At 70.2% G+C, this 21,620-nt stretch carries 21 protein-coding genes and 5 tRNA genes; 12 read left to right on the top strand and 14 right to left on the bottom strand.

From position 1 onward, the window contains the following. Positions 1 to 97 precede the first annotated feature (97 nt). Positions 98 to 829 carry a 2-phospho-L-lactate guanylyltransferase gene (cofC, locus tag QRN89_RS24925; protein WP_290351601.1) on the top strand — a complete coding sequence of 244 codons (732 nt, stop codon included), beginning with the start codon at positions 98 to 100 and terminating at the stop codon, positions 827 to 829. Positions 830 to 838: 9 nt separating this feature from the next. Further along, the gene (locus tag QRN89_RS24920) at positions 839 to 1,042 is read left to right on the top strand and encodes a hypothetical protein (RefSeq protein ID WP_290351600.1); all 204 of its coding nucleotides are present in this window, start codon (positions 839 to 841) and stop codon (positions 1,040 to 1,042) included. Positions 1,043 to 1,172: 130 nt separating this feature from the next. Here QRN89_RS24920 and QRN89_RS24915 read toward each other — a convergent pair whose 3' ends face one another. The 4 genes from QRN89_RS24915 to leuC all read right to left on the bottom strand — a co-directional run bounded on the left by QRN89_RS24915 (position 1,173) and on the right by leuC (position 4,323). Next, positions 1,173 to 1,790, bottom strand: a complete 618-nt coding sequence (locus QRN89_RS24915; protein ID WP_290351599.1) for an HU family DNA-binding protein — start codon at positions 1,788 to 1,790, stop codon at positions 1,173 to 1,175. 171 nt (positions 1,791 to 1,961) lie between these two features. Next, complete coding sequence (locus QRN89_RS24910) at positions 1,962 to 2,189, bottom strand: SCO5555 family protein (RefSeq protein WP_290351598.1); 228 nt, start codon at positions 2,187 to 2,189, stop codon at positions 1,962 to 1,964. Positions 2,190 to 2,293: 104 nt separating this feature from the next. Then, positions 2,294 to 2,887, bottom strand: a complete 594-nt coding sequence (leuD, locus tag QRN89_RS24905; protein WP_290351597.1) for a 3-isopropylmalate dehydratase small subunit — start codon at positions 2,885 to 2,887, stop codon at positions 2,294 to 2,296. A gap of 2 nt (positions 2,888 to 2,889) precedes the next feature. After that, the gene (gene leuC, locus QRN89_RS24900; RefSeq protein WP_290351406.1) at positions 2,890 to 4,323 is read right to left on the bottom strand and encodes a 3-isopropylmalate dehydratase large subunit; all 1,434 of its coding nucleotides are present in this window, start codon (positions 4,321 to 4,323) and stop codon (positions 2,890 to 2,892) included. A 176-nt stretch (positions 4,324 to 4,499) separates the two neighbouring features. On the opposite strand from leuC, the gene ndgR reads away from it, so the two are divergent. After that, positions 4,500 to 5,216 carry an IclR family transcriptional regulator NdgR gene (ndgR, locus tag QRN89_RS24895; RefSeq protein WP_266383737.1) on the top strand — a complete coding sequence of 239 codons (717 nt, stop codon included), beginning with the start codon at positions 4,500 to 4,502 and terminating at the stop codon, positions 5,214 to 5,216. 133 nt (positions 5,217 to 5,349) lie between these two features. Here ndgR and QRN89_RS24890 read toward each other — a convergent pair whose 3' ends face one another. Continuing rightward, positions 5,350 to 5,835: a DUF4188 domain-containing protein gene (locus tag QRN89_RS24890; protein WP_290351596.1), complete on the bottom strand. Its 486-nt coding sequence runs from the start codon at positions 5,833 to 5,835 to the stop codon at positions 5,350 to 5,352. An 83-nt stretch (positions 5,836 to 5,918) separates the two neighbouring features. Between QRN89_RS24890 and QRN89_RS24885 the strand changes: the two genes are divergently transcribed. Beyond that, positions 5,919 to 6,557, top strand: coding sequence for a MerR family transcriptional regulator (locus QRN89_RS24885; RefSeq protein WP_290353851.1), 639 nt, complete (start codon positions 5,919 to 5,921; stop codon positions 6,555 to 6,557). A 69-nt stretch (positions 6,558 to 6,626) separates the two neighbouring features. On the opposite strand, the gene QRN89_RS24880 is transcribed toward QRN89_RS24885, so the two are convergent. The 9 genes from QRN89_RS24880 to QRN89_RS24840 form a co-directional block, all read right to left on the bottom strand. Next, positions 6,627 to 6,699 (bottom strand) — tRNA-Glu (locus QRN89_RS24880). 28 nt (positions 6,700 to 6,727) lie between these two features. After that, a tRNA-Gln gene (locus tag QRN89_RS24875) sits at positions 6,728 to 6,799 on the bottom strand. 18 nt (positions 6,800 to 6,817) lie between these two features. Beyond that, positions 6,818 to 6,893, bottom strand: a tRNA-Glu gene (locus tag QRN89_RS24870). An 88-nt stretch (positions 6,894 to 6,981) separates the two neighbouring features. After that, positions 6,982 to 7,054 (bottom strand) — tRNA-Glu (locus tag QRN89_RS24865). A gap of 21 nt (positions 7,055 to 7,075) precedes the next feature. Beyond that, positions 7,076 to 7,147, bottom strand: a tRNA-Gln gene (locus tag QRN89_RS24860). 91 nt (positions 7,148 to 7,238) lie between these two features. Further along, the gene (locus QRN89_RS24855; protein WP_290351595.1) at positions 7,239 to 7,961 is read right to left on the bottom strand and encodes an HAD family hydrolase; all 723 of its coding nucleotides are present in this window, start codon (positions 7,959 to 7,961) and stop codon (positions 7,239 to 7,241) included. 232 nt (positions 7,962 to 8,193) lie between these two features. Beyond that, positions 8,194 to 9,672 (bottom strand): glutamate--tRNA ligase, encoded by a 1,479-nt coding sequence (gene gltX / locus QRN89_RS24850; RefSeq protein ID WP_290351594.1) that lies wholly within the window; start codon positions 9,670 to 9,672, stop codon positions 8,194 to 8,196. Continuing rightward, positions 9,665 to 10,459, bottom strand: a complete 795-nt coding sequence (locus QRN89_RS24845; protein WP_290351593.1) for a fumarylacetoacetate hydrolase family protein — start codon at positions 10,457 to 10,459, stop codon at positions 9,665 to 9,667. The genes gltX and QRN89_RS24845 overlap by 8 nt, the downstream gene beginning before the upstream one ends. 80 nt (positions 10,460 to 10,539) lie before the next feature. Further along, a complete protein-coding gene (locus QRN89_RS24840) occupies positions 10,540 to 10,716 on the bottom strand; it encodes a hypothetical protein (protein ID WP_290351592.1) in 177 nt (58 codons plus the stop codon). Between the two features lie 560 nt (positions 10,717 to 11,276). On the opposite strand from QRN89_RS24840, the gene QRN89_RS24835 reads away from it, so the two are divergent. The 8 genes from QRN89_RS24835 (at position 11,277) to QRN89_RS24800 (ending at position 21,616) form a co-directional block, all read left to right on the top strand. Further along, entirely contained in the window at positions 11,277 to 14,750 is a 3,474-nt protein-coding gene (locus QRN89_RS24835) for a nitrate- and nitrite sensing domain-containing protein (protein WP_290351591.1), read from the top strand. A gap of 9 nt (positions 14,751 to 14,759) precedes the next feature. Beyond that, positions 14,760 to 15,173 carry a roadblock/LC7 domain-containing protein gene (locus QRN89_RS24830; RefSeq protein ID WP_290353850.1) on the top strand — a complete coding sequence of 138 codons (414 nt, stop codon included), beginning with the start codon at positions 14,760 to 14,762 and terminating at the stop codon, positions 15,171 to 15,173. 156 nt (positions 15,174 to 15,329) lie between these two features. Continuing rightward, positions 15,330 to 15,737: a DUF742 domain-containing protein gene (locus QRN89_RS24825; protein WP_026165243.1), complete on the top strand. Its 408-nt coding sequence runs from the start codon at positions 15,330 to 15,332 to the stop codon at positions 15,735 to 15,737. Then, positions 15,718 to 16,299, top strand: coding sequence for a GTP-binding protein (locus tag QRN89_RS24820; protein ID WP_290351590.1), 582 nt, complete (start codon positions 15,718 to 15,720; stop codon positions 16,297 to 16,299). Before QRN89_RS24825 ends, QRN89_RS24820 begins: the two co-directional genes overlap by 20 nt. Positions 16,300 to 16,637: 338 nt before the next feature. Continuing rightward, on the top strand, positions 16,638 to 19,964 hold the full coding sequence (locus QRN89_RS24815) for a sensor histidine kinase (protein WP_290351589.1): 3,327 nt from the start codon (positions 16,638 to 16,640) through the stop codon (positions 19,962 to 19,964). A gap of 10 nt (positions 19,965 to 19,974) precedes the next feature. After that, on the top strand, positions 19,975 to 20,388 hold the full coding sequence (locus QRN89_RS24810) for a roadblock/LC7 domain-containing protein (protein WP_030980891.1): 414 nt from the start codon (positions 19,975 to 19,977) through the stop codon (positions 20,386 to 20,388). A 96-nt stretch (positions 20,389 to 20,484) separates the two neighbouring features. After that, complete coding sequence (locus QRN89_RS24805) at positions 20,485 to 21,054, top strand: DUF742 domain-containing protein (protein ID WP_290351588.1); 570 nt, start codon at positions 20,485 to 20,487, stop codon at positions 21,052 to 21,054. After that, positions 21,035 to 21,616: a GTP-binding protein gene (locus QRN89_RS24800; protein WP_026165101.1), complete on the top strand. Its 582-nt coding sequence runs from the start codon at positions 21,035 to 21,037 to the stop codon at positions 21,614 to 21,616. The genes QRN89_RS24805 and QRN89_RS24800 overlap by 20 nt, the downstream gene beginning before the upstream one ends. Positions 21,617 to 21,620 lie beyond the last annotated feature (4 nt).

Raw genomic sequence — 21,620 nt, 5'->3', positions numbered from 1 at the left:
AGTGTCGCCCCGGGCCCCTGGTCTGTCGAGAACACCGTACGCCCCGCCCCCGACGCCGGGTCGCCGGGCGGTCGTGATCGCGGGTGACAATGGGCCGGTGCAGTGGTCACTGGTCGTCCCCCTCAAACCGCTCGCGCTGGCCAAGAGCAGGTTGTCGGAGGCCACGGGTGGTGCGATGCGCCCGCGGTTCGCGCTCGCCTTCGCACAGGACACGGTCTCCCGGGCGCTGTCCTGCCGCACGGTGCGTGATGTGGTGGTCGTCACTGACGATCCGCTGGCGACGGCGGAGCTGACGGCCCTCGGCGCGCGTGTCGTCCCGGACGCTCCGGGAGCGGGACTCAACGCGGCGCTGGCCCACGGGGCCGCCGAGGTACGCGCGCTGCGGCCGGCAGCGGCGGTGGCGGCGCTCAACGCGGACCTCCCGGCGCTGCGCCCCGACGAATTGGAACGGGTGCTCGCCACGGCCCGGAAATTTCCCCGTGCTTTCCTCGCGGACGCCGCCGGAATTGGGACGACATTCCTGTCGGCCGCCCCCGGCACGGAATTGCGGCCCGCATTCGGCGGGCGCTCGCGGCGCCGGCATTTGGCCTCGGGGGCCGCGGAAATCGAATTGGACGGGGTGGAGTCGATACGTCGCGACGTGGACACCGGGGACGATCTGCGGGCCGCCCTCGCGCTGGGAGTCGGCCCGCGGACCGCCGCCCGGTGCGCGACGGCACCCACCGCCTGGGGCTCCGGGACGCCGGCCGCCTCCCTGTGGCAGGGCGGCCGCGGCGGCGGTGAACCGGGCCCGGGCCGGGGCGGAACGCCCACCGTCGGCGCCGGATAGGCTCGGGGCATGCAGGCGACCGCGTACACGTACGACCCAACGACCCGCAGCGGGAGTGTGCTGCTCGACGACGGGACTCCGGTGGACTTCGACACCGCGGCGTTCGACGCCGGGGGGCTGCGGCTGCTGCGCCCGGGCCAGCGGGTGCGCATCGAGACCGACGGCGAGGGCGACGCCCTCCGGATCACCCTGGTGACCCTGCAGACCCTGTGACCGTCACGGACCGGGAAACGGTCCGGACGAACGCGGTCGGGGCGGCGATCGGGAGAACGAACGCCGCGGGCCGGGCTCCCCCTGGGGGAGTCCGGCCCGTCGCGTGAGTGGCCCTGAACTGGTGCGCCGCTTACTTCTTGCGGGCGGTGGCCTTCTTGGCGGTCGTCTTGCGCGCGGTGGCCTTCTTCGCCGGCGCCTTCTTGGCCGTGGCCTTCTTGGCGGGAGCGGTCTTCTTCGCCGCCGCCGTCTTCTTCGCGGCCGTCTTCTTCGCCGCCGCGGTGGTCTTCTTGGCGGTGGTCTTCTTCGCCGCCGTCGTCTTCTTCGCGGCCGTGGTCTTCTTGGCCGTGGTCTTCTTCGCCGCCGCCTTCTTGGCGGTCGCCTTCTTCGCGGCGGCCTTCTTCGCTGCGGTGCCCATCTGGAGGCTGCCCTTCGGAGCCTTCTTGACGGACACTTCGCCGCCCCTGGGGAGCTTCTTCGTGCCGCTCACCAGGTCCTTGAAGCCCTGGCCCGCGCGGAACCGCGGCACCGAGGTCTTCTTGACCCGTACGCGCTCGCCCGTCTGCGGGTTGCGGGCGTAGCGGGCCGGGCGGTCCACCTTCTCGAACGAGCCGAAGCCGGTGACCGAAACCCGGTCGCCGCCGACAACCGCGCGGACGATCGCGTCGAGGACCGCGTCGACAGCTTCGGCGGCCTGCTGCCGGCCGCCCATCTTGTCGGCAATCGCTTCTACGAGCTGCGCCTTGTTCACGTCTTCCCCTTCGGAGACATCGCCGGAACGAAACTGTTCAAGCTATTTCGCACGTTAGGCAGATATATACCGCAAATCAAACACGAAACGGGCTAATCACCCTAGTGCCGCAACGAAGTCGACCGTCGCGGCCACGCGACCGCGCCGCATATCGACCCGGTCGCCGGGTGGTCAGTCACCTTGGGGGAATCGACCTTCGTCGAGGTCCTTCATCAACCGGTCCAGGCGCCTTGCGGCGTCTGCGAGATCGTGCTTCGCCACGGCCGTCACTGCCAGCAGCTTCCGGGACAGCGCCATCCGCACGCTCTCCGGAACTTGCAGTTCGCGCACCCTTGTGTGTGCTTCCTTGAGTCGAGCCGCGACCGCCTCGTAGAGCTCGAGTTGGCTGTCGCGTTCCATGCACCGATTGTGCCATCTGGGGCGAGTTGTCGCCCCACAGGGCCTCAACATGCGACTGCGCCCCCCACCGGACGGTGGGGGGCGCAGTACGGGAAAACCGCTGCTCAGACCTCAATCGTGCGGGGTTTGTGGGTGGGTCTGGTTGCTTCGTAGGTGGCGATGTCGGCTTCGTTCTGAAGGGTGAGGCTGATGTCGTCGAGGCCGTTGAGGAGTCGCCATCGGGCGTTCTCGTCGAGTTCGAAGTCGGCGGTGATGCCGGGGGCGCGGACCTGGCGTTGTTCGAGGTCGACGGTGACTTCGGTGGTCGGGTCGGTTTCGGTGAGTTCCCAGAGGCGGTCGACGGTGTCCTGGGGGAGGACGACGGTGAGGAGGCCGTTCTTGAGGGAGTTGCCGCGGAAGATGTCGGCGAAGCGGGAGGAGATGACGGTTTTGAAGCCGTAGTTCTGCAGGGCCCAGACGGCGTGTTCGCGGGAGGAGCCGGTGCCGAAGTCGGGGCCGGCGACCAGGACGGTGGCGCCGTGGCGTTCGGGCTGGTTGAGGATGAAGTCGGTGTTCTTGCGCCAGGCCTCGAACAGGCCGTCCTCGAAGCCGTCGCGGGTGACCTTCTTGAGCCAGTGGGCGGGGATGATCTGGTCGGTGTCGACGTTGCTGCGGCGCAGTGGGACGGCCCGGCCGGTGTGGGTGGTGAAGGCTTCCATGGTCAGACTCCGGCGGGCGTGGGGGTGGCGGGCTGGTCGGTGAGGTCGGCGGGTGAGGCGAGGTGGCCGAGGACGGCGGTGGCGGCGGCGACCTGGGGGGAGACGAGGTGGGTGCGTCCGCCCTTGCCCTGGCGGCCTTCGAAGTTGCGGTTGGAGGTGGAGGCGGAGCGTTCGCCGGGGGCGAGCTGGTCGGGGTTCATGCCCAGGCACATCGAGCAGCCCGCGTGTCGCCATTCGGCGCCGGCTTCCTTGAAGACCTTGTCGAGGCCTTCCTCGACGGCCTGGAGGGCGACGCGGACGGAGCCGGGGACGACGAGCATCCGTACGCCGTCGGTGACTTTGCGGCCCTGGAGGATCGAGGCGGCGGCGCGGAGGTCCTCGATACGGCCGTTGGTGCAGGAGCCTACGAAGACGGTGTCGACCTTGATGTCGCGCAGGGCCTGTCCGGCGGTCAACCCCATGTATTCCAGGGCCTTTTCGGCCGCGGTGCGTTCCGATGCGTCCTCGTACGATGCGGGGTCGGGGACGTGTGCGGACAGGGGTGCGCCCTGGCCGGGGTTGGTGCCCCAGGTGACGAACGGGGCCAGTTCGGCGGCGTCGATGAACACCTCGGCGTCGAAGACGGCGTCGTCGTCGGTGCGCAGGGTCTTCCAGTAGGCGACCGCGGCGTCCCAGTCCTCGCCGGTGGGGGCGTGGTCGCGTCCCTTGAGGTAGTCGAAGGTGGTCTGGTCGGGGGCGATCATGCCCGCGCGGGCGCCGGCTTCGATGGACATGTTGCAGATGGTCATGCGGGCTTCCATCGAGAGCTGCTCGATGGCGCTGCCGCGGTACTCCAGGATGTAGCCCTGGCCGCCGCCGGTGCCGATCCTGGCGATGATGGCCAGGATGAGGTCCTTGGCGGTGACGCCGTCGGGCAGGTTCCCCTCGACGGTGATCGCCATGGTCCTCGGGCGGGCCATCGGCAGGGTCTGGGTGGCCAGGACGTGCTCGACCTGGGAGGTGCCGATCCCGAACGCCAGCGCGCCGAACGCGCCGTGGGTGGAGGTGTGGGAGTCACCGCACACCACCGTGGTGCCCGGCTGGGTCAGCCCCAGCTGCGGCCCCACCACATGGACCACGCCCTGCTCCACGTCCCCCAGCGGATGCAGCCGCACCCCGAACTCCGCACAGTTCTTCCGCAACGTCTCCAGCTGCGCACGCGAGACCGGGTCCGCGATCGGCTTGTCGATGTCCAGGGTCGGGGTGTTGTGGTCCTCGGTCGCGATGGTGAGATCCAGCCGCCGCACCCGCCGCCCGTTCTGACGAAGACCGTCGAACGCCTGCGGGCTCGTCACCTCGTGCAGCAGGTGGAGATCGATGAAGAGGAGATCGGGCTCGCCCTCGGCGCGCCGGACGACATGATCGTCCCAGACCTTCTCCGCGAGTGTCCTACCCATCGCTTTCCCTCCGGCCCGGCAGCGTCGCCGGGCACCAACTAGAGATCGATTGCGCCGCCGTCCGCATGTCGGTCCGGGCGGAGAGCGCGGGCCCTTGTGCGGCCGCACATCCAGAGTCGCAACTTCTCGGAGAATTTGAACTTGCGTTTCACAGAGTGAGACGTGAGTATCGTTGCATGGACAACTCTAGCGGCGTCGGCGTTCTCGACAAGGCAGCTCTGGTACTGAGCGCCCTGGAGTCCGGTCCGGCCACCCTCGCCGGGCTGGTCGCGGCGACAGGGCTCGCACGACCCACGGCACATCGCCTCGCCGTGGCTCTGGAACACCACCGGATGGTGGCGAGGGACATGCAGGGCCGCTTCATCCTGGGCCCGCGCCTGGCGGAGCTCGCCGCCGCGGCGGGCGAGGACCGGCTGCTGGCCACGGCGGGGCCGGTGCTGACGCATCTGCGCGATGTGACGGGCGAGAGCGCGCAGCTCTACCGCCGGCAGGGAGACATGCGCATCTGCGTGGCGGCCGCCGAGCGGCTGTCCGGACTGCGGGACACGGTACCCGTCGGCTCCACCCTCACGATGAAGGCCGGTTCCTCGGCGCAGATCCTGATGGCCTGGGAGGAGCCGGAGCGGCTGCACCGCGGTCTGCAGGGCGCCCGTTTCACGGCGACGGCGCTGTCCGGCGTACGGCGCCGGGGCTGGGCGCAGTCGATCGGTGAGCGCGAGCCGGGCGTCGCCTCCGTCTCGGCCCCGGTGCGCGGCCCGTCGAACCGGGTCGTCGCCGCCGTCTCGGTCTCCGGACCGATCGAGCGTCTGACCCGGCACCCGGGCCGGATGCACGCGCAGGCGGTCATCGACGCGGCGGGCCGCCTCTCCGACGCCCTCCGCCGCTCGGGCTGACCCCGCGCGAGGGACGCCGTCCCGACCGCCGACGCCGCGCCCCCGGACACGGGCACGGCTCGCTCATGCCCGTGGGAGGGGATCCTCCGGGAGCCCCTCCCACCGCGTTCGGGACTCCCCCGGCGACCCGCGATCAGGCCGAGCGCAGGCGTTCAGCCGCCCGGTCGCCACGGTGGGCGACCGGGACGACACCGCTCGCCGAGCCCAGACCGAACGCGGGCATGTTCACGTAGACGTTCTCGTACGAGCCCGCCGGGACGATGTACGTCTCGTGCCAGAAGCCGACCCCGCCCCGGCCCTCGCGCATCCGCCGGTTGAACGCCGCCCAGGCCGGGCGGTGCGCCTTGTCCTGTGCCGTCGCGTAGGCGAAGAGCTTCTCCTTGCTGTCCCAGTACTGGACCGTGTAGAGGACCCGCGGGCCGCCCAGCAGCAACTGGTAGCCGAGCAGCCCGCTGCCCTCGTCCTTCGACAGCTCCTTCAGCATGCGCGGCATGGCCCGGAACACCGGCCACCAACTCCGCACCGAACGGAAGCTGTTGATGCGCATCCCGATGAGGAAGACGACGACGTCGCCTTGCGCGTCTGCGGTCATACGGCCCTGGATCGGTGTGCTGCCCATCGCTGTTCCCCCTTGGACGCCGATTGGATAGTTCCGCTATCCATGATTGGATAGTGACACTCTCCAAGGAAGGGCGCAAGTGCATGAGGCTCGCGGAGCTCAGCGATCGCAGCGGGGTGCCGATACCGACGATCAAGTACTACCTGCGTGAGCGGCTGCTCCCGCCCGGCCGGCGGCTCAGCGCCACGCAGGCCGAGTACGACGAGGGGCATCTGCGCCGCCTCCGCCTCGTCCGCGCGCTGATCCAGGTCGGCCGGATGCCGGTGGCGACCGCGCGCGAGGTGCTGGAGGCCGTCGCCGACGACGGCCTGGATCCCCATGCACGGCTCGGCGCGGCAGTCTGGGCCATCCCGCACGGCACCGAGCCCGACGAGGACGACCCGGCCACGGACACGGCCCGCCGCGCCGCGGACGCGCTGCTGGAGCAACTGGGCTGGACCTTCGGCGCGGAGGCCGGCGCACAGTCGCCCGCCTACCGGATGGTGGTCTCCGGGATCGCCACGATGGTCCGCCTCGGATACCCCTGCGACGTCGGACAACTGCTGCCGTACGCCCGGAGCGCGGCCGAACTCGCCGTCGCCGACCTGGACTTGGTGGAGGGGTACGAACCCGGGGAGGAGCAGGTGGAGGCGGCGGTGGCGGTGACCGTGCTCTACGAGCCGGTACTGCTCGGCCTGCGCAGGCTGGCCCAGGCCGAGGAGTCGAACCGGCGCTTCGGCTGACCGCGGAGCGGAGACCGCGCCGTACACGCGAAGAGGCCCTCCCCTACTGGGGAGGGCCTCTTCGTCACGTACCCCCGACCGGATTCGAACCGGCGCTACCGCCTTGAGAGGGCGGCGTGCTAGGCCGCTACACAACGGGGGCAAGATCTTGATCCATCGAAGCGGATCAGCTGGCCTACCTGGACTCGAACCAAGACTAACTGAACCAGAATCAGTCGTGCTGCCAATTACACCATAGGCCACTGGTGGTTTAGACCAGTTGGTACCCCCGACCGGATTCGAACCGGCGCTACCGCCTTGAGAGGGCGGCGTGCTAGGCCGCTACACAACGGGGGCCCTGGGCGATCCCCACCCGACGAAAGCCGGGTGTTTGTCACTACGAGACCGCCGGGAGCGACCCGGGCGATCTCGCGGGAAGGATCTGTACCCCCGACCGGATTCGAACCGGCGCTACTGCCTTGAGAGGGCAGCGTGCTAGGCCGCTACACAACGGGGGCTTTGCAGATGAGCTCTGCGAGCTGGCCTACCAGGACTCGAACCTAGACTAACTGAACCAGAATCAGTCGTGCTGCCAATTACACCATAGGCCACCAAAACTCAACCCCCCTAGGGGGGTTTTGTTCAGGTTGTGCGCTTCCGGTTCCGGCCTTTCGGCCCGATCCCCTCGGCGCAGGAAGAACATTACCTGAAGGAGGACGGCGCTCCAAAACGGGTATCCGCCCGCAGCAGAGCGGGCAGCTCCGCGAGACCGGTGATCCGGATCAGCTCCGGCCTGCCCCCCAGCCCGCCGCGGTCGAGCCAGATGCCGGTCAGACCGGCGGCGACGGCCCCCTCCGCGTCGATGTCCGGGTGGTCGCCGACGTACGCCACCTCCTCCGGCGGCAGCCGGAGGGCCTCGCAGGCGGCGTGGAAGGCGGCGGCCTGGGGCTTGGCGACACCCAGCTCGGCCGCGCACACGACCGCCTCGAAACGGTCGCGCACGCCCAGCAGGGTGAGCTTGCGGTGCTGGTTGCGGAGGGAGGAGTTCGAGAGCACACCGTGCCGGAACCCCGTCGCCAGCCGGTCCAGCACCGGCACGGTGTCGGGGAACAGCTGCCAGGCGGCCTCGTAGTGGGTGACGTAGCGGGCGAACCACTCCTCCGCCCGGGCATCGCTCATGGTCGGTGCCCCGAGGAAGTCCCGGACCCGGTCGCGTCGCTGGGCCTCGAAGTCCACCCCGCCGGCCTCGAAGCGCCGCCAGTGGATCCGGGTGAGCTCCTTCCAGCGGGCGAGGGCCTGGTCGACGGACTCGTGGGCCCCGGCCAGGCCCTCTGCCAGGAGGTGCCGCTCCATGCCGGTGCGGTCGGCCCCGGCGTAGTCGAAGATCGTGTCGTCGATGTCCCACAGGACGGCTCGGATCGGCATGGTCCGAGGCTACGCCGAAGGGGTGACGGGCTCTCCGTGGGCGACGGGGCGGACCTCGCCCGGCGGGCCGCCCCCGACGACGCCGCCTCCGGGCCGGCGACGGGGCGCCGACCCGCGGAGCGGCCACGGGGATCGAGGGTCGCCGGGAGCAGGCTCCGGCGAACGCGGCGCCGGGAGACGACGGAGGGGCGGCAGCCGGTGGCTGCCGCCCCTCCGGGGGTCGGGGGACGGGTCACGCCCCGAGCTTCTCCAGTGCCGCGTCGATGCGCGCCAGCGACTTCTCGCGGCCCAGGATCTGCAGCGACTCGAAGAGCGGCAGGCCCACCGTGCGGCCGGTGACCGCGACGCGGACCGGGGCCTGGGCCTTGCCGAGCTTGAGGCCGTGCTCCTCGCCCGCGGCCAGGACCGCGTCCTTCAGCGCCTCCGGGGCGGCCCAGTCGGCGGCCGCGAGCTTCTCGCGGGCCGTGCGCAGCAGGGCGTCGGAGCCCTCCTTCATCGCCTTCTGCCAGGACGCCTCGTCCTCGACCGGCTCCTCGCGGAACAGGAAGTCGACGTTCGCGGTGATGTCGGAGAGGACCGTCAGCCGGGTCTGGGCGTACGGGGCGATGGCCTCCCACGCGGACTGGTCGAAGCCCTCGGGCTCCCAGTTGGCGTGCGGGGCCCGCAGCCAGGGCTCGCAGGCCTCGGCGAACGCCTTCACGTCCAGCCGGCGGATGTGGTCCGCGTTGATCGCCTCGGCCTTCTTGAGGTCGAAGCGGGCCGGGTTGGCGTTGACGTCCGCGATGTCGAACTTCCCGACCATCTCGGCGACGGAGAAGACGTCCTGGTCCGCGGAGAACGACCAGCCGAGCAGGGAGAGGTAGTTGAGCAGGCCCTCCGGCAGGAACCCGCGCTCCCGGTAGAGGTTCAGGGACGCCTGCGGGTCGCGCTTGGAGAGCTTCTTGTTGCCCTCGCCCATGACGTACGGCAGGTGTCCGAACTCCGGGATCCGATGGGCGACGCCGAGCTCGATCAGCGCCTTGTAGAGCGCGATCTGGCGCGGGGTGGAGGACAGCAGGTCCTCGCCGCGCAGCACGTGGGTGATGTCCATCAGCGCGTCGTCGACCGGGTTCACCAGCGTGTAGAGCGGCGCGCCGTTGGCCCGGACGATGCCGTAGTCCGGCACGTTGTCCGGGGTGAAGGTGAGCTCGCCGCGGACCAGGTCCGTGAAGGTGATCGGCTCGTCGGGCATCCGGAAGCGGACGATCGACTCGCGGCCCTCGCGCTCGTAGGCGGCCTTCTGCTCGTCGGACAGGTCGCGGCAGTGGCCGTCGTAGCCGGAGGGCCTGCCGGCGGCGCGGGCCGCCTCGCGGCGCTCGTCCAGTTCGGTGACGGTGCAGTAGCAGCGGTAGGCGTACCCGCCGGCCAGCAGCTTCTCGGCGACGTCACGGTAGACGTCCATCCGCTGCGACTGGCGGTACGGCTCGTGCGGGCCGCCGACCTCGGGACCCTCGTCCCAGTCGAGCCCGAGCCAGCGCAGCGAGTCGAGCAGCTGGTTGTACGACTCCTCGGAGTCGCGTGCCGCGTCCGTGTCCTCGATGCGGAAGACCATGGTGCCCTGGTGGTGCCGGGCGAACGCCCAGTTGAACAGGGCGGTGCGGACCAGACCCACGTGGGGGTTGCCGGTCGGCGAGGGGCAGAAACGTACGCGGACGTTGGTCGCGTTAGCCACGCTTGATCACCTTGTTGGTGAGAGTGCCGATGCCTTCGATGGTGACGGCGACCTCGTCGCCGACGTTGAGGGGGCCGACCCCGGCCGGGGTGCCGGTGAGGATGACGTCTCCGGGCAGCAGCGTCATGGCCTCGGTGATGTGGACGACCAGGTCCTCGATGGAGCGGATCATGTCGCTCGTGCGCCCCAGCTGGCGCTGCTCGCCGTTGACCGTGCACTGGATGGTGAGGTCGCCGGCGCGGGCCAGGCCGATGCCGGTCTCCACCCAGGGGCCCAGCGGGCAGGAGGTGTCGAAGCCCTTGGCCCGGGCCCACTGCTTCTCGCGCTTCTGGGCGTCGCGGGCGGTGACGTCGTTGGCGCAGGTGTAGCCGAGGATGACGTCCTTGACCCGGTCGCGCGGGACGTCGCGGCACAACCGGCCGATCACGACGGCGAGCTCGGCCTCGTAGTGCACCTCGTCGGAGAACGAGGGGTACTCGATCGCGTCGCCGGTGCCGATCACCGAGGTGGTGGGCTTGAAGAAGGCGACCGGCGCCTCCGGGACCTCGTTGCCGAGTTCCGCCGCGTGCTCCGCGTAGTTGCGGCCGATGGCCACGACCTTGTTCGGCAGGACGGGCGGCAGCAGCCGGACCTTGCTCAGGGGGATCTTCGTGCCCGAGAGCTCGAAGTCGCCGTAGGGAATGCCCTTGATGACGTCGAGAACGAGGCCGGCCGGATCGCCGGTTCCCTCGCCCTCGACCGCGCCGAAGGCGACATTGCCGTCGATGGAGAATCTGGCGATCCGCACGGGTGCCTCGCGCCCCTCTGTTCCGCTGGCTGGAGTCTGACGCTCCAGGCTAACGCGCGGGACGGGGCCGACCTGCCGTATTACGGAGCCGTGGGGGCGTCCACCAGGGTCGTGCGGCGGGGGTTGGCCGTCTGGACGGGGAGGACGGCGGACGGTTCCGGCTGCGCCTCCGGCTGCAGTTCACCGGCGTCCTCGAGGTGCGCCAGGGTCGTGCGGCGGGGGTTGGCTATGTTGCGGAACATCATCGTCGTCTTCATCGCTCGCCTAGTCAGTGTGCCGGTGCTTGTAAAGCGTCAGGCTAAACAGCGATATCCCTGCGAAAGCATGGAAGAGCCAACGATCTACGTGTGAGTTTGCTCACGACCCGAAGGGCAATTCCGTCATTCCGGTCAGCCAAACCCGCGTTCAGAAACGGACATTGCACACCTGAATGCGCCATTCCGCTCCTGATCATCGCGACTGGGACACCCCCCACCCGTAAGCGACTCGTGAATAAACGCCCGATTCCTCCGCGATCACTTTCTACGTCTCGTGACGTCATGCTCACAACGTGTCACTCAGGTCACAGGCCGGTACACGGCCCTTGTTGGAGATCCGGCACTGTGCTGGAATTCCACGCACCGCCGCGGGTTTCCTACCGGCGCGCAGGTGGCGCAACGCAGCGCCGAGTGGCGGCGGGAAGGGGGAGAGCGCCGGCCACGACCACCTGGGGGCGCCTCCACCGCCCCTATGACGCCGACACCGTCCTTCCGTTCCACGGGGGACGCCTGGTCCAGAGGTTGCGACGCTAGTGCAGGGACGTTTCAAGAGGGATGGCATGGGGCGTCCCCAGGCCCGCCAGGGCCAAGGGGAAGCTGCCGCTGAACAGGAGCCGCGCGGCGCGAGCGACCGCGGCCCCTCGCCCCAGCACACCCAGAACCAGGGTCCGGCGGGTGACAGCGGGGACCGCGGGGCGCGCCCCGGCGCCGCCTCCGCCGCGGAGCCGGCGGACCGGCCCAAGGCCAAGGGCAAGGGCCCTTCCGACACGGGCTCCCGTATCGCCCTGCGCAACTGGCGCATCAGCACCCGGCTGGTCTCCCTGCTCGCGCTCCCCGTTGTCGCGGCGACCACCCTGGGTGGTCTGCGTATCAACGAGTCGATGAGCGACATCGAGCAGCTGGACCACATGCAGCTGCTGACCAAGCTCACCAAGGAGGCCACGGCCCTCGCCGAGGCGCTCCAGGAGGAGCGCGACCACGCGGCCGGCCCGCTGGCGAACAACGGCAACGTCAACGCCTTCGAGGTCACCCAGCCCCGCAGGGAGACGGACCGCCGCCGGGAGTCCTTCCTCGCCGCGGCCGTGGACATCGGCGACACCTCGGGCGACGAGGCGCTGGAGAGCATCCACGCCAACGTCAGCCAGATCGCCCAGCAGGTCACGACGATCGCCAAGATCCGGGGCACCGCCTACGACAGCGAGGACTCGACCACCCAGACGGTCAACCGGTACAACCGGCTGATCACATCGCTGCTCACCCTGTCCCAGGACATGGCACAGGCGACCAACAACCCCGAGATGATCAAGCGCACCCGCGCCCTGGCGGCCTTCTCCGCCGCCAAGGAGTACGCGTCGATCCAGCGCGCGATCATCGCGGCCGCCCTCCCGGCCAACGCCAAGACCGCCGGTGACATGAGCGAGAACGACCGCCTCACCGGCGACGACGCGGCCGAGAACGAGAAGCAGGCCCTCGCCTCGTTCAAGCGCATCTACGCCTCCCTCGGCGGCAACGCCGAGGAGCTGACCGCACCGCTGGTGGACGGCAACTCCGAGATCGAGGAGGCGAACGGCTACGCCATCCGCGTGCTCAGCCGCCCCAGCGGTCTCGCCAGCGCCGAGCGCCGCGGTTACAAGGACTGGACCGACCAGGCCGACACCAAGATCGACGCGATGAACACCATCGAGAAGACGCTTCTCGGTGAGATGGAGAGCAAGGCCCGCGAGCTCAAGCAGGAGTCGCAGCAGGACGCCATCATCAACGGTGCGCTCATCCTGCTGGTGCTCGGTGTGTCGCTCGTCGGCGCCTTCGTCGTCGCCCGGTCCATGATCCGCTCGCTGCGCAGGCTGCAGGACACCGCGACCAAGGTCGCCCAGGACCGCCTGCCCGAGCTGGTCAAGCAGCTGTCCGAGGCCGACCCGCAGGACGTGGACACCACGGTCGAGTCCGTCGGTGTGCACTCCCGGGACGAGATCGGAAAGGTGGCCGCGGCCTTCGACGACGTGCACCGCGAGGCGGTCCGCCTCGCGGCCGAGCAGGCCCTCCTGCGAGGCAACGTCAACGCGATGTTCACGAACCTCTCGCGTCGTTCGCAGGGTCTCATCCAGCGTCAGCTGTCGCTGATCTCCGAACTGGAGTCCCGCGAGGCCGATCCGGACCAGCTGTCCTCCCTCTTCAAGCTGGACCACCTCGCGACCCGTATGCGCCGTAACGGCGAGAACCTCCTCGTCCTCGCGGGCGAGGAGCCCGGCCGCCGCTGGACCCGGCCGGTCCCCCTGGTCGACGTGCTCCGTGCCGCCGCCTCCGAGGTGGAGCAGTACGAGCGCATCGAGCTGGCGTCCGTGCCGGCGACCGATGTCGCCGGCCGCGTCGTCAACGACCTCGTGCACCTCCTCGCGGAGCTGCTGGAGAACGCGACGTCGTTCTCCTCGCCGCAGACCAAGGTCCGCGTGACCGGTCACGCCCTGCCCGACGGCCGCGTGCTCGTCGAGATCCACGACACCGGCATCGGCCTCTCCCCCGAGGACCTCGCCGCGATCAACGAGCGGCTGGCGTCGCCGCCCACCGTGGACGTCTCCGTGTCCCGCCGCATGGGTCTGTTCGTGGTCGGCCGCCTGTCCCTGCGGCACGGCATCCGCATCCAGCTCCGCCCCTCCGACTCCGGTGGTACGACCGCGCTGGTCATGCTCCCCGTCGACGTCGCCCACGGCGGCAAGAAGGCGCCGGGCAAGCCCGGTCCGGGCGGGCAGAACGGCGCCCCGCAGGCTCCCGCGGGTGCCGGCGGCGGCCGGGGTCTGACCGGTGGGCCCGGTGCGGCCGGCGGCGGACGCCCCGGTCTCGGCACCGGTCCCTCCGGCGGCCGCCCCGCTCCCGGCGGACAGCGCGGGCAGGTCGGTGGCGGATCGGCTCCGCGTGCGGCGCTTCCCGGCCGTGACGGCGGTGCGTTCCAGGGCGGTCCGCAGCAGGGCGGTCCGGGCCAGGATCCCGCTCAGCAGGACTTCTCCCGTCAGGGCGGCTCTCCCGCCGGCGCGTTCGGTGCCGATGCCGGGCGCGGCCGTCCGGCCGGACCGGGCGCGCAGGACCGCGGCCGCACCCCGGGCCGTCCCGCACAGCCCGGCAACGCCGGCCACCAGCAGCCGACGGCCGGCGGCCCGCGCGCCGAACTGCCGGGCAACGGTGGTCGGCAGCAGCACCCGCAGCCCGCCGGCTGGGGCGGCGAGCAGCAGCGTTCCGCCCAGGACGCGCCGCGCGGCCACGAGGACCCCGAGTCGACCGGCCAGTACGGTCGGCCCGGTGCCGCCCGTGGCGACGGCCTCGGCGGTCGTCCGCAGGCCCAGGACCCCGCGGCCACCGAGCAGTTCGCGCGGCCCGACTTCAATGCCCCGCGTCCGCCCGCCGCGGGCCAGGGCCAGGGCCGCCCCGCAGCGCCCCGTCCGCGCCAGGGCGGTGCCGACTTCGGTGCGCCGCGTCCTGCCGTGGGCAGCCTGCCCGCGCAGCCGCAGCCAGAGGCGCTTCCTCCGGCCTCCGGTCCCGGCGACGGCCGTACACCGCTGTACGACACGCTGGAGACGAACTGGTTCCACCAGAACCAGGGCGGCGGGGCGAACGGTGTCGCACAGCCCCCGGCCGCGCAGCAGCAGCCGTCGGCCGGGCGTACCGCCCCGTCGGGCCCGCCGCGCCGTCCCGCGGCCGGCCAGGGCCAGCAGGGTCAGGGCGGCCAGCACAACGCGGGTGCCGCCTCCTGGCGGACCTCGCCCAACGACGAGCTGGTGCGCCAGGCCGAGCGGGTCCGCAAGCCCGCGGCCGGCGGTGTCACCACCTCCGGTCTGCCCCGACGGGTCCCGCGCGCCAACCTCGTGCCGGGAACCGCTCAGGAACAGGCCCACCACAGCGGTCCGCAGGTCTCCCGTGCGCCGGACGACGTGCGGGGCCGGCTGACCAACCTCCGTCGGGGCATCCAGCAGGGTCGTCAGGCGGGCGGCTCCGGAAACACCGGCAGCTACAACGTCGGCCCCACTCACCAGCAGGAGCGTTAGTTGAGACCGATGAGCCAGGCGGCGCAGAACCTGAACTGGTTGATCACCAACTTCGTGGACAACACCCCCGGGGTGTCCCACACGGTCGTGGTCTCCGCCGACGGTCTGCTGCTGGCGATGTCCGAAGGGTTTCCGCGCGACCGCGCCGACCAGCTGGCCGCGGTGGCGTCGGGACTGACCTCGCTGACCGCGGGGGCGTCCCGGATCTTCGAGGGCGGCCCCGTCAACCAGACGGTGGTGGAGATGGAGCGCGGCTTCCTCTTCATCATGTCCATCTCGGACGGCTCGTCGCTGGCCGTGCTCTCCCACCCGGACGCCGACATCGGCCTCGTGGGCTACGAGATGGCTCTCCTGGTCGACCGTGCCGGCACCGTCCTCACCCCGGACCTGCGTGCCGAACTCCAAGGGAGCCTCCTCCACTAGGAATTCTCAGGAAGCCCGCCGTTCGGGGGTGTGCGCCCCAGGTACACCCCAGGTAATCCCTCGTCCGTCCACTCACCGTCCGGCCGCCCCATCCGGCCCCCCACCGGCCCAGTCAGACGGCACAGCCGACCACTTGCTGTCACGCCCGGAGGATTCATGACCCCGCCCCCCGCCTCTCACGATCCGTACGGTGTCCCCATGGACACCGATTACGGTCATGAGGGCGACCAGCCGCTGGTGCGTCCGTACGCGATGACCGGCGGCCGGACCCGGCCGCGCTACCAGCTCGCCATCGAGGCGCTGGTCAGCACCACGGCCGACCCGGCGCACCTGTCGACGCTCCTGCCCGAGCACCAGCGGATCTGCCACCTCTGCCGGGAGGTCAAGTCCGTGGCCGAGGTCTCGGCGCTGCTGTCGATGCCGCTGGGTGTGGCGCGGATCCTGGTGGCGGACCTGGCGGAGGCCGGCATGGTGGCGATCCACCAGCCGGGCAACGGAGAGGCCGGCGGCACGCCGGATGTGACACTGCTCGAAAGGGTGCTCAGTGGACTTCGCAAGCTCTAGCGGCGGTTCCGCCCGGTCGACCACCAGCGCGAAGATCGTGGTGGCGGGCGGCTTCGGCGTGGGCAAGACCACGTTCGTCGGTGCCGTCTCGGAGATCAACCCGCTGCGTACCGAGGCCGTGATGACGTCCGCGTCGGCCGGAATCGACGACCTCACGCACACCGGCGGCAAGACCACCACCACGGTGGCCATGGACTTCGGCCGTATCACGCTCGACCAGGACCTCATCCTGTACCTGTTCGGCACCCCCGGACAGGACCGCTTCTGGTTCATGTGGGACGACCTCGTCCGCGGCGCCATCGGCGCCGTCGTCCTCGTCGACACCCGCAGACTCGCCGACTGCTTCCCCGCGGTCGACTACTTCGAGAACAGCGGCCTCCCCTTCGTGGTGGCCCTCAACGGCTTCGAGGGGCATCAGCCGTACACCCCCGACGAGGTCCGCGAGGCACTCCAGATCGGCCCCGACGCCCCCATCATCACCACCGACGCCCGCCACCGCGCCGACGCCAAGAGCGCCCTGATCACGCTCGTCGAGCACGCACTCATGGCACGACTCAAGTAGAAGTGCGGCTACGGAAGTTGTCGTAGACCTTTCATGGGCGGGCCGTGTCTTTTTGACACGGTCCGCCTCCATGTTCATAACGTTTCGACAGAGAATTCTCGGGGTTCGGACACCCGATGCATCCGGCTGGTACCGCTGTGCTCACACTGGCCCCTCTTTTTGCCGGGGCTCGCTCTTTATGCCCGTTTTATCTTCGGCTTGAGGAGTACGGACTGGCCAGTTCCCGCTGTTTGGAACCGACCCCCTTGGCGTGCTGAAATCAACGAACTCATGAGTAGTACGGCCCTGAACAATAATCGGCACAACCTAGGTGCCGACGCCGAGAGGTTGTTGGTCGAGTGAGGCGAAGCAAGACGAGCTCCGCAGAGCAGCAGGCGCGGGGCAACTTCACCCCGCCCCCGCGCGCAGCGGCGTCGCCCGCGGATGTGCAGCCCGTGGAGCCCCCCACCACCGGTGGCAGCTCCAGCAGGCTGTCGCCGCGGAACTGGCGTGTGCCGACCCGGCTGAACGCGATCCTCCTCATACCCGCGCTGGTCGGCCTCGTCATGGGCGGCTTCCAGGTGAAGGGGTCGATCGACACCTGGAACGAGGCCCAGGACGCCGAGAAGACGGCCCTCATCGTGCGGGCCGCCTCGGAGTACGGCCAGGCCCTCCTCAACGAGCGGGACCTCACCGCGAAGCCCCTCCTGAAGGGCGACCGGAAGGACACGGTCGTCGTCCAGGCGCGGGCCGCGACGGACGCCGCGAAGGCGAAGTTCGACGAGGCCGTCAAGGACATGCCGCAGAAGGAGGGCCTGGAGCGGCGCCTGAACCTCTTCCGCGCCGCGGAGCCGGGCCTCGAGAAGCTTCGCCAGGCCGCCTACACCGTGGAGTTCGAGACGGCGACCAAGTCGGAGGGCGAGGACCCCAACGACCCCTCCGACGACGAGCGGGGCCCGGTCGCCACTCAGGAGAGCTACGTCGGCGTCCAGCACTACCTGATGGAGTTCGCCAACGAGCTCGGTCTCGGCACCGGCAACGTCACGAGCTACGGCCGGATGGTGTACGCCATCCAGCTGGCCAAGGCCGCCGAGTCGCTGCAGCGCTCCATCGGTACGGAGCTGCTGGTCCGCCCGAGCAAGAAGAAGGACATCAGGGCCGGCCAGACCATCGCCTTCACCTCCTACGCCTACCTGGAGGGCATCGCCCTCGGTGAGTACCAGTCCGGCGGCACCCAGGCCGACGTGGACCGGCTCAGGGAGGTCATGGCCAGGAAGACGGAAGAGGGCCAGAAGGCGCTGGCCGCCAAGATGGCCGAGGCCGCTGCCGCCGGACAGAAGATCCAGCCTCCGCCCAAGGACGAGGACGGCTCGGTCCTCGGCGGCATGGTCGGTGCGATCAGCACCGGTGCCGACCCCGACGAACTCGCGGAGGCGGGCGTCACCCCGGAGATCTGGATGGCCGCCGCCACCGCCAAGTTCGAGGGCTACAGCGAGGTCGAGAAGGAACTCGTCGACAAGGCCGTGACGGAGGCCGCGCGGATCTCGGACGACGCCAAGGCCGACGCCATCGTCAACGGTCTCATCGTCGTCATCGCCCTGCTCACCGCGTTCATCCTGGCCGGCATGGTGGCCCGCCAGATGAGCCGCTCGATGCGCCAGCTGCGGACCGCCGCCTTCGGCATCGCCGAGCAGCGCCTGCCGATGCTCGTCGACCAGCTCTCGCGCACCGAGCCGGGCCGGGTCGACACCCGGGTGCAGCCGATCCCGATCGACAGCAAGGACGAGATCGGCGAGGTCGCCCGCGCCTTCGACCAGGTCCACCGCGAGGCCGTGCGGCTCGCCGCCGAGCAGGCCCTGCTCCGTGGCAACGTCAACGCGATCTTCACCAACCTCTCGCGCCGCAACCAGTCGCTGATCGAGGGCCAGCTGACCCTGATCACCGACCTGGAGAACAACGAGGCCGACCCGGACCAGCTGGAGAACCTCTTCAAGCTGGACCACCTGGCGACCCGTATGCGCCGCAACGGCGAGAACCTCCTCGTCCTCGCGGGCGAGGAGCCCGGCCGCCGCTGGAACCAGCCGGTGCCGCTGGTGGACGTGCTCCGTGCCGCCTCCTCGGAGGTGGAGTCCTACGAGCGCATCGAGCTCACCGGCGTCCCCGAGACCGAGATCCACGGCCAGGCCGTGACCGACCTCGTGCACCTCCTGGCCGAGTTGCTGGAGAACGCCACCACGTTCTCCTCGCCGCAGACGAAGGTCCGGGTCACCGCGACGCGGCTGCCCGACGGCCGCGTCATGATCGAGATCCACGACAAGGGCATCGGCCTGACCGCCGAGGACTTCGCCGACATCAACCACAAGCTGGCCAACCCGCCGACGGTGGACGCCGCCGTCTCGCAGCGCATGGGCCTCTTCGTGGTCGGCCGTCTGTCCGACCGGCACGGCATCCGCGTCCAGCTCCGCCCGTCGGGCGAGCAGGCCGGCACGACCTCGCTGGTCATGCTCCCGGACGCGATCACCCACGGTGGCGGTGGCGAGGCGCTCCCCGAGGACGACTTCACCGTCTCCCAGATGATCCCGACGCAGCAGTCCTTCGACGCCGCGCCGATGCGCACCGCCGCGGAGCTCGGCTTCGACGACTCCCGCTACGAGGACCAGCCCGCCGAGTCCCGGCAGCTGGACCCGGTCAACCGCTCGCTGATGCGCGAGGAGCGCCGCGCTGCGCTGGAGGCGCAGACAGGCGACCGCCCGCTGTTCCGCGACGAGACCGAGCAGGCCTACGCGGATCAGGGGAGCTACGCCGACGAGCAGTACGAGCAGGGCTACGCGCAGGAGCCGCAGTCCGCGTACGACCAGAACGGGTACGACCGGAACGGGTACGAGGCCGGCTACGACCAGAACGGCTACGCCGCCAACGGGTACGAGAACACGGGCGAGTTCCAGGTTTCCGGCGGTTACGCGGAGCACCCGGAGCAGACCTATGCGGAAGCCTCGTACGACGGCTCGCAGAATTCCGCACCGCAGTACGACAACGGCTACGCCTCCCAGCCCGACCAGGCAGAGTGGGCAGACCAGAACACGTACCAGGGCGCGTACGAGCCGGAGTACCGGGCGGATGCGGAATCTGCTCCCTCCGCTCCCGCGAACGGCGCCGAGCGCGTAGGCTTCGAGCGTCCCGGTCCGGCCACCGGTGCCGGCCACCAGATGACCGACGCCGGCCTGCCGCGCCGCGGCAGCGGCCAGCCGGGACAGCCGCAGCAGGGACAGCAGCAGCAGGGACAGCAGCAGTGGCAGTCCTCCTCCGGCGGGGGCCGGACGCCGGGACAGGCCAAGCAGGCCCCCCAGGCGCCCCAGGCCGCCGAGGGCGGGGGCACGGAGACGGACGACTCCGCCGAGTGGCGTTCGAAGAACGACGAGCGCTGGCAGCGGGCCGAGAAGCTCCGCAAGCCCGCGGCCGGCGGAGTCACCTCGTCCGGGCTTCCCCGCCGGGTCCCCAAGGCCAATCTGATCGAGGGTACGGCCGAGCAGACCCCGCAGAACGGCCCTCAGGTGTCCCGCGCCCCTGAGGATGTGCGTGGCAGGTTGAGCAACCTGCGGCGCGGTGTCCAGCAGGGACGCAGCGCGGGAACGGACACGAACGGATCGGGCTTCGGCCCGGGCAGTACCTACAACCAGGAGCGTTAGTGTGAGCCCGATGAGCCAGGCGGCGCAGAATCTGAACTGGTTGATCACCAACTTCGTGGACAACACCCCCGGGGTGTCCCACACCGTGGTGGTCTCCGCCGACGGACTCCTGCTGGCGATGTCCGAAGGGTTTCCCCGCGACCGCGCCGACCAGCTGGCGGCGGTGGCATCGGGACTGACCTCGCTGACCGCGGGGGCGTCCCGGATCTTCGAAGGCGGCGCGGTCAACCAGACCGTCGTGGAGATGGAGCGCGGCTTCCTCTTCATCATGTCCATCTCGGACGGCTCCTCGCTGGCCGTGCTCGCCCACCCGGACGCCGACATCGGCCTCGTGGGCTACGAGATGGCTCTCCTGGTCGACCGTGCCGGCACCGTCCTCACCCCGGACCTGCGTGCCGAACTCCAGGGAAGTCTTCTCAACTAGCTGAACGGCAGTGCGTTTATCGCCACCGCACCATAGGGTGCGGTGGCGCGGCTCCACAGGGACATGGACCGGCGTACGGCACTCGGAGGAGGAATCGTGGCAACACCCCCAGGCGGACACCCATACGACGGGGCTCAGCAGTCTCCGGGTGAGCACGCTCAGAACCGCTTCAACTTCCCCTCTTCACCGAGCAGAGGCAGCGGTCCCCAGCCCTACCAGCGGCCGCAGCAGCCGTACGACCCGTCGTACAACCAGCCGCAGGGCCCCCGGATCCAGCCGGTGGCTCCTCGTCGGGCCCCGGAACCGGCGCCCGCGTCGGGCAGCAGCAACCCGTTGGTGCGCCCCTACGCGATGACCGGCGGCCGGACCCGGCCGCGCTACCAGCTCGCCATCGAGGCGCTGGTCAGCACCACGGCCGATCCCGCACGGCTGCAAGGGCAGTTGCCCGAGCACCAGCGGATCTGCCGGCTGTGCTTCGAGATCAAGTCGGTGGCTGAGATCTCGGCACTTCTCTCCATCCCCCTCGGCGTCGCCCGGATCCTCGTAGCCGACCTGGCCGAGGCCGGACTCGTCGCCATCCACCAGCCCGGCGGCGACGAGTCCGCCGGCGGTCAGCCAGACGTGACACTGCTCGAAAGGGTGCTCAGTGGACTTCGCAAGCTCTAGCGGCGGTGCAGCCCGCTCAACCACCAGCGCGAAGATCGTGGTGGCGGGCGGCTTCGGCGTGGGCAAGACCACGTTCGTCGGTGCCGTCTCGGAGATCAACCCGCTGCGTACCGAGGCCGTGATGACGTCCGCGTCGGCCGGAATCGACGACCTCACACACACCGGCGACAAGACCACCACCACGGTGGCCATGGACTTCGGCCGTATCACGCTCGACCAGGACCTCATCCTGTACCTGTTCGGCACCCCCGGACAGGACCGCTTCTGGTTCATGTGGGACGACCTCGTCCGCGGCGCCATCGGCGCCGTCGTCCTCGTCGACACCCGCAGACTCGCCGACTGCTTCCCCGCGGTCGACTACTTCGAGAACAGCGGCCTCCCCTTCGTCATCGCCCTCAACGGCTTCGACGGCCACCAGCCGTACACCCCCGACGAGGTCCGCGAGGCACTCCAGATCGGCCCCGACGCCCCCATCATCACCACCGACGCCCGCCACCGCGCCGACGCCAAGAGCGCCCTGATCACGCTCGTCGAGCACGCACTCATGGCACGACTGCGGTAGGCCG

Origin of the sequence: Streptomyces sp. HUAS CB01, assembly GCF_030406905.1 — a bacterium.
Taxonomy (GTDB): domain Bacteria; phylum Actinomycetota; class Actinomycetes; order Streptomycetales; family Streptomycetaceae; genus Streptomyces; species Streptomyces chengbuensis.
The sequence above is the reverse complement of the archived record's forward strand: the minus strand, read 5'-3'. Positions and strand labels throughout refer to the sequence as shown.

Bases quoted from the DNA above. Each gene is read 5' to 3' on its own strand.
- QRN89_RS24920 (WP_290351600.1), top strand. From the start codon at position 839: ATGCAGGCGACCGCGTACACGTACGACCCAACGACCCGCAGCGGGAGT.
- QRN89_RS24910 (WP_290351598.1), bottom strand. From the start codon at position 2,189: ATGGAACGCGACAGCCAACTCGAGCTCTACGAGGCGGTCGCGGCTCGA.
- leuD (WP_290351597.1), bottom strand. From the start codon at position 2,887: ATGGAAGCCTTCACCACCCACACCGGCCGGGCCGTCCCACTGCGCCGC.
- leuC (WP_290351406.1), bottom strand. From the start codon at position 4,323: ATGGGTAGGACACTCGCGGAGAAGGTCTGGGACGATCATGTCGTCCGG.
- ndgR (WP_266383737.1), top strand. From the start codon at position 4,500: ATGGACAACTCTAGCGGCGTCGGCGTTCTCGACAAGGCAGCTCTGGTA.
- QRN89_RS24890 (WP_290351596.1), bottom strand. From the start codon at position 5,835: ATGGGCAGCACACCGATCCAGGGCCGTATGACCGCAGACGCGCAAGGC.
- QRN89_RS24885 (WP_290353851.1), top strand. From the start codon at position 5,919: ATGAGGCTCGCGGAGCTCAGCGATCGCAGCGGGGTGCCGATACCGACG.
- QRN89_RS24855 (WP_290351595.1), bottom strand. From the start codon at position 7,961: ATGCCGATCCGAGCCGTCCTGTGGGACATCGACGACACGATCTTCGAC.
- QRN89_RS24840 (WP_290351592.1), bottom strand. From the start codon at position 10,716: ATGAAGACGACGATGATGTTCCGCAACATAGCCAACCCCCGCCGCACG.
- QRN89_RS24835 (WP_290351591.1), top strand. From the start codon at position 11,277: ATGGGGCGTCCCCAGGCCCGCCAGGGCCAAGGGGAAGCTGCCGCTGAA.
- QRN89_RS24830 (WP_290353850.1), top strand. From the start codon at position 14,760: ATGAGCCAGGCGGCGCAGAACCTGAACTGGTTGATCACCAACTTCGTG.
- QRN89_RS24825 (WP_026165243.1), top strand. From the start codon at position 15,330: ATGACCCCGCCCCCCGCCTCTCACGATCCGTACGGTGTCCCCATGGAC.
- QRN89_RS24810 (WP_030980891.1), top strand. From the start codon at position 19,975: ATGAGCCAGGCGGCGCAGAATCTGAACTGGTTGATCACCAACTTCGTG.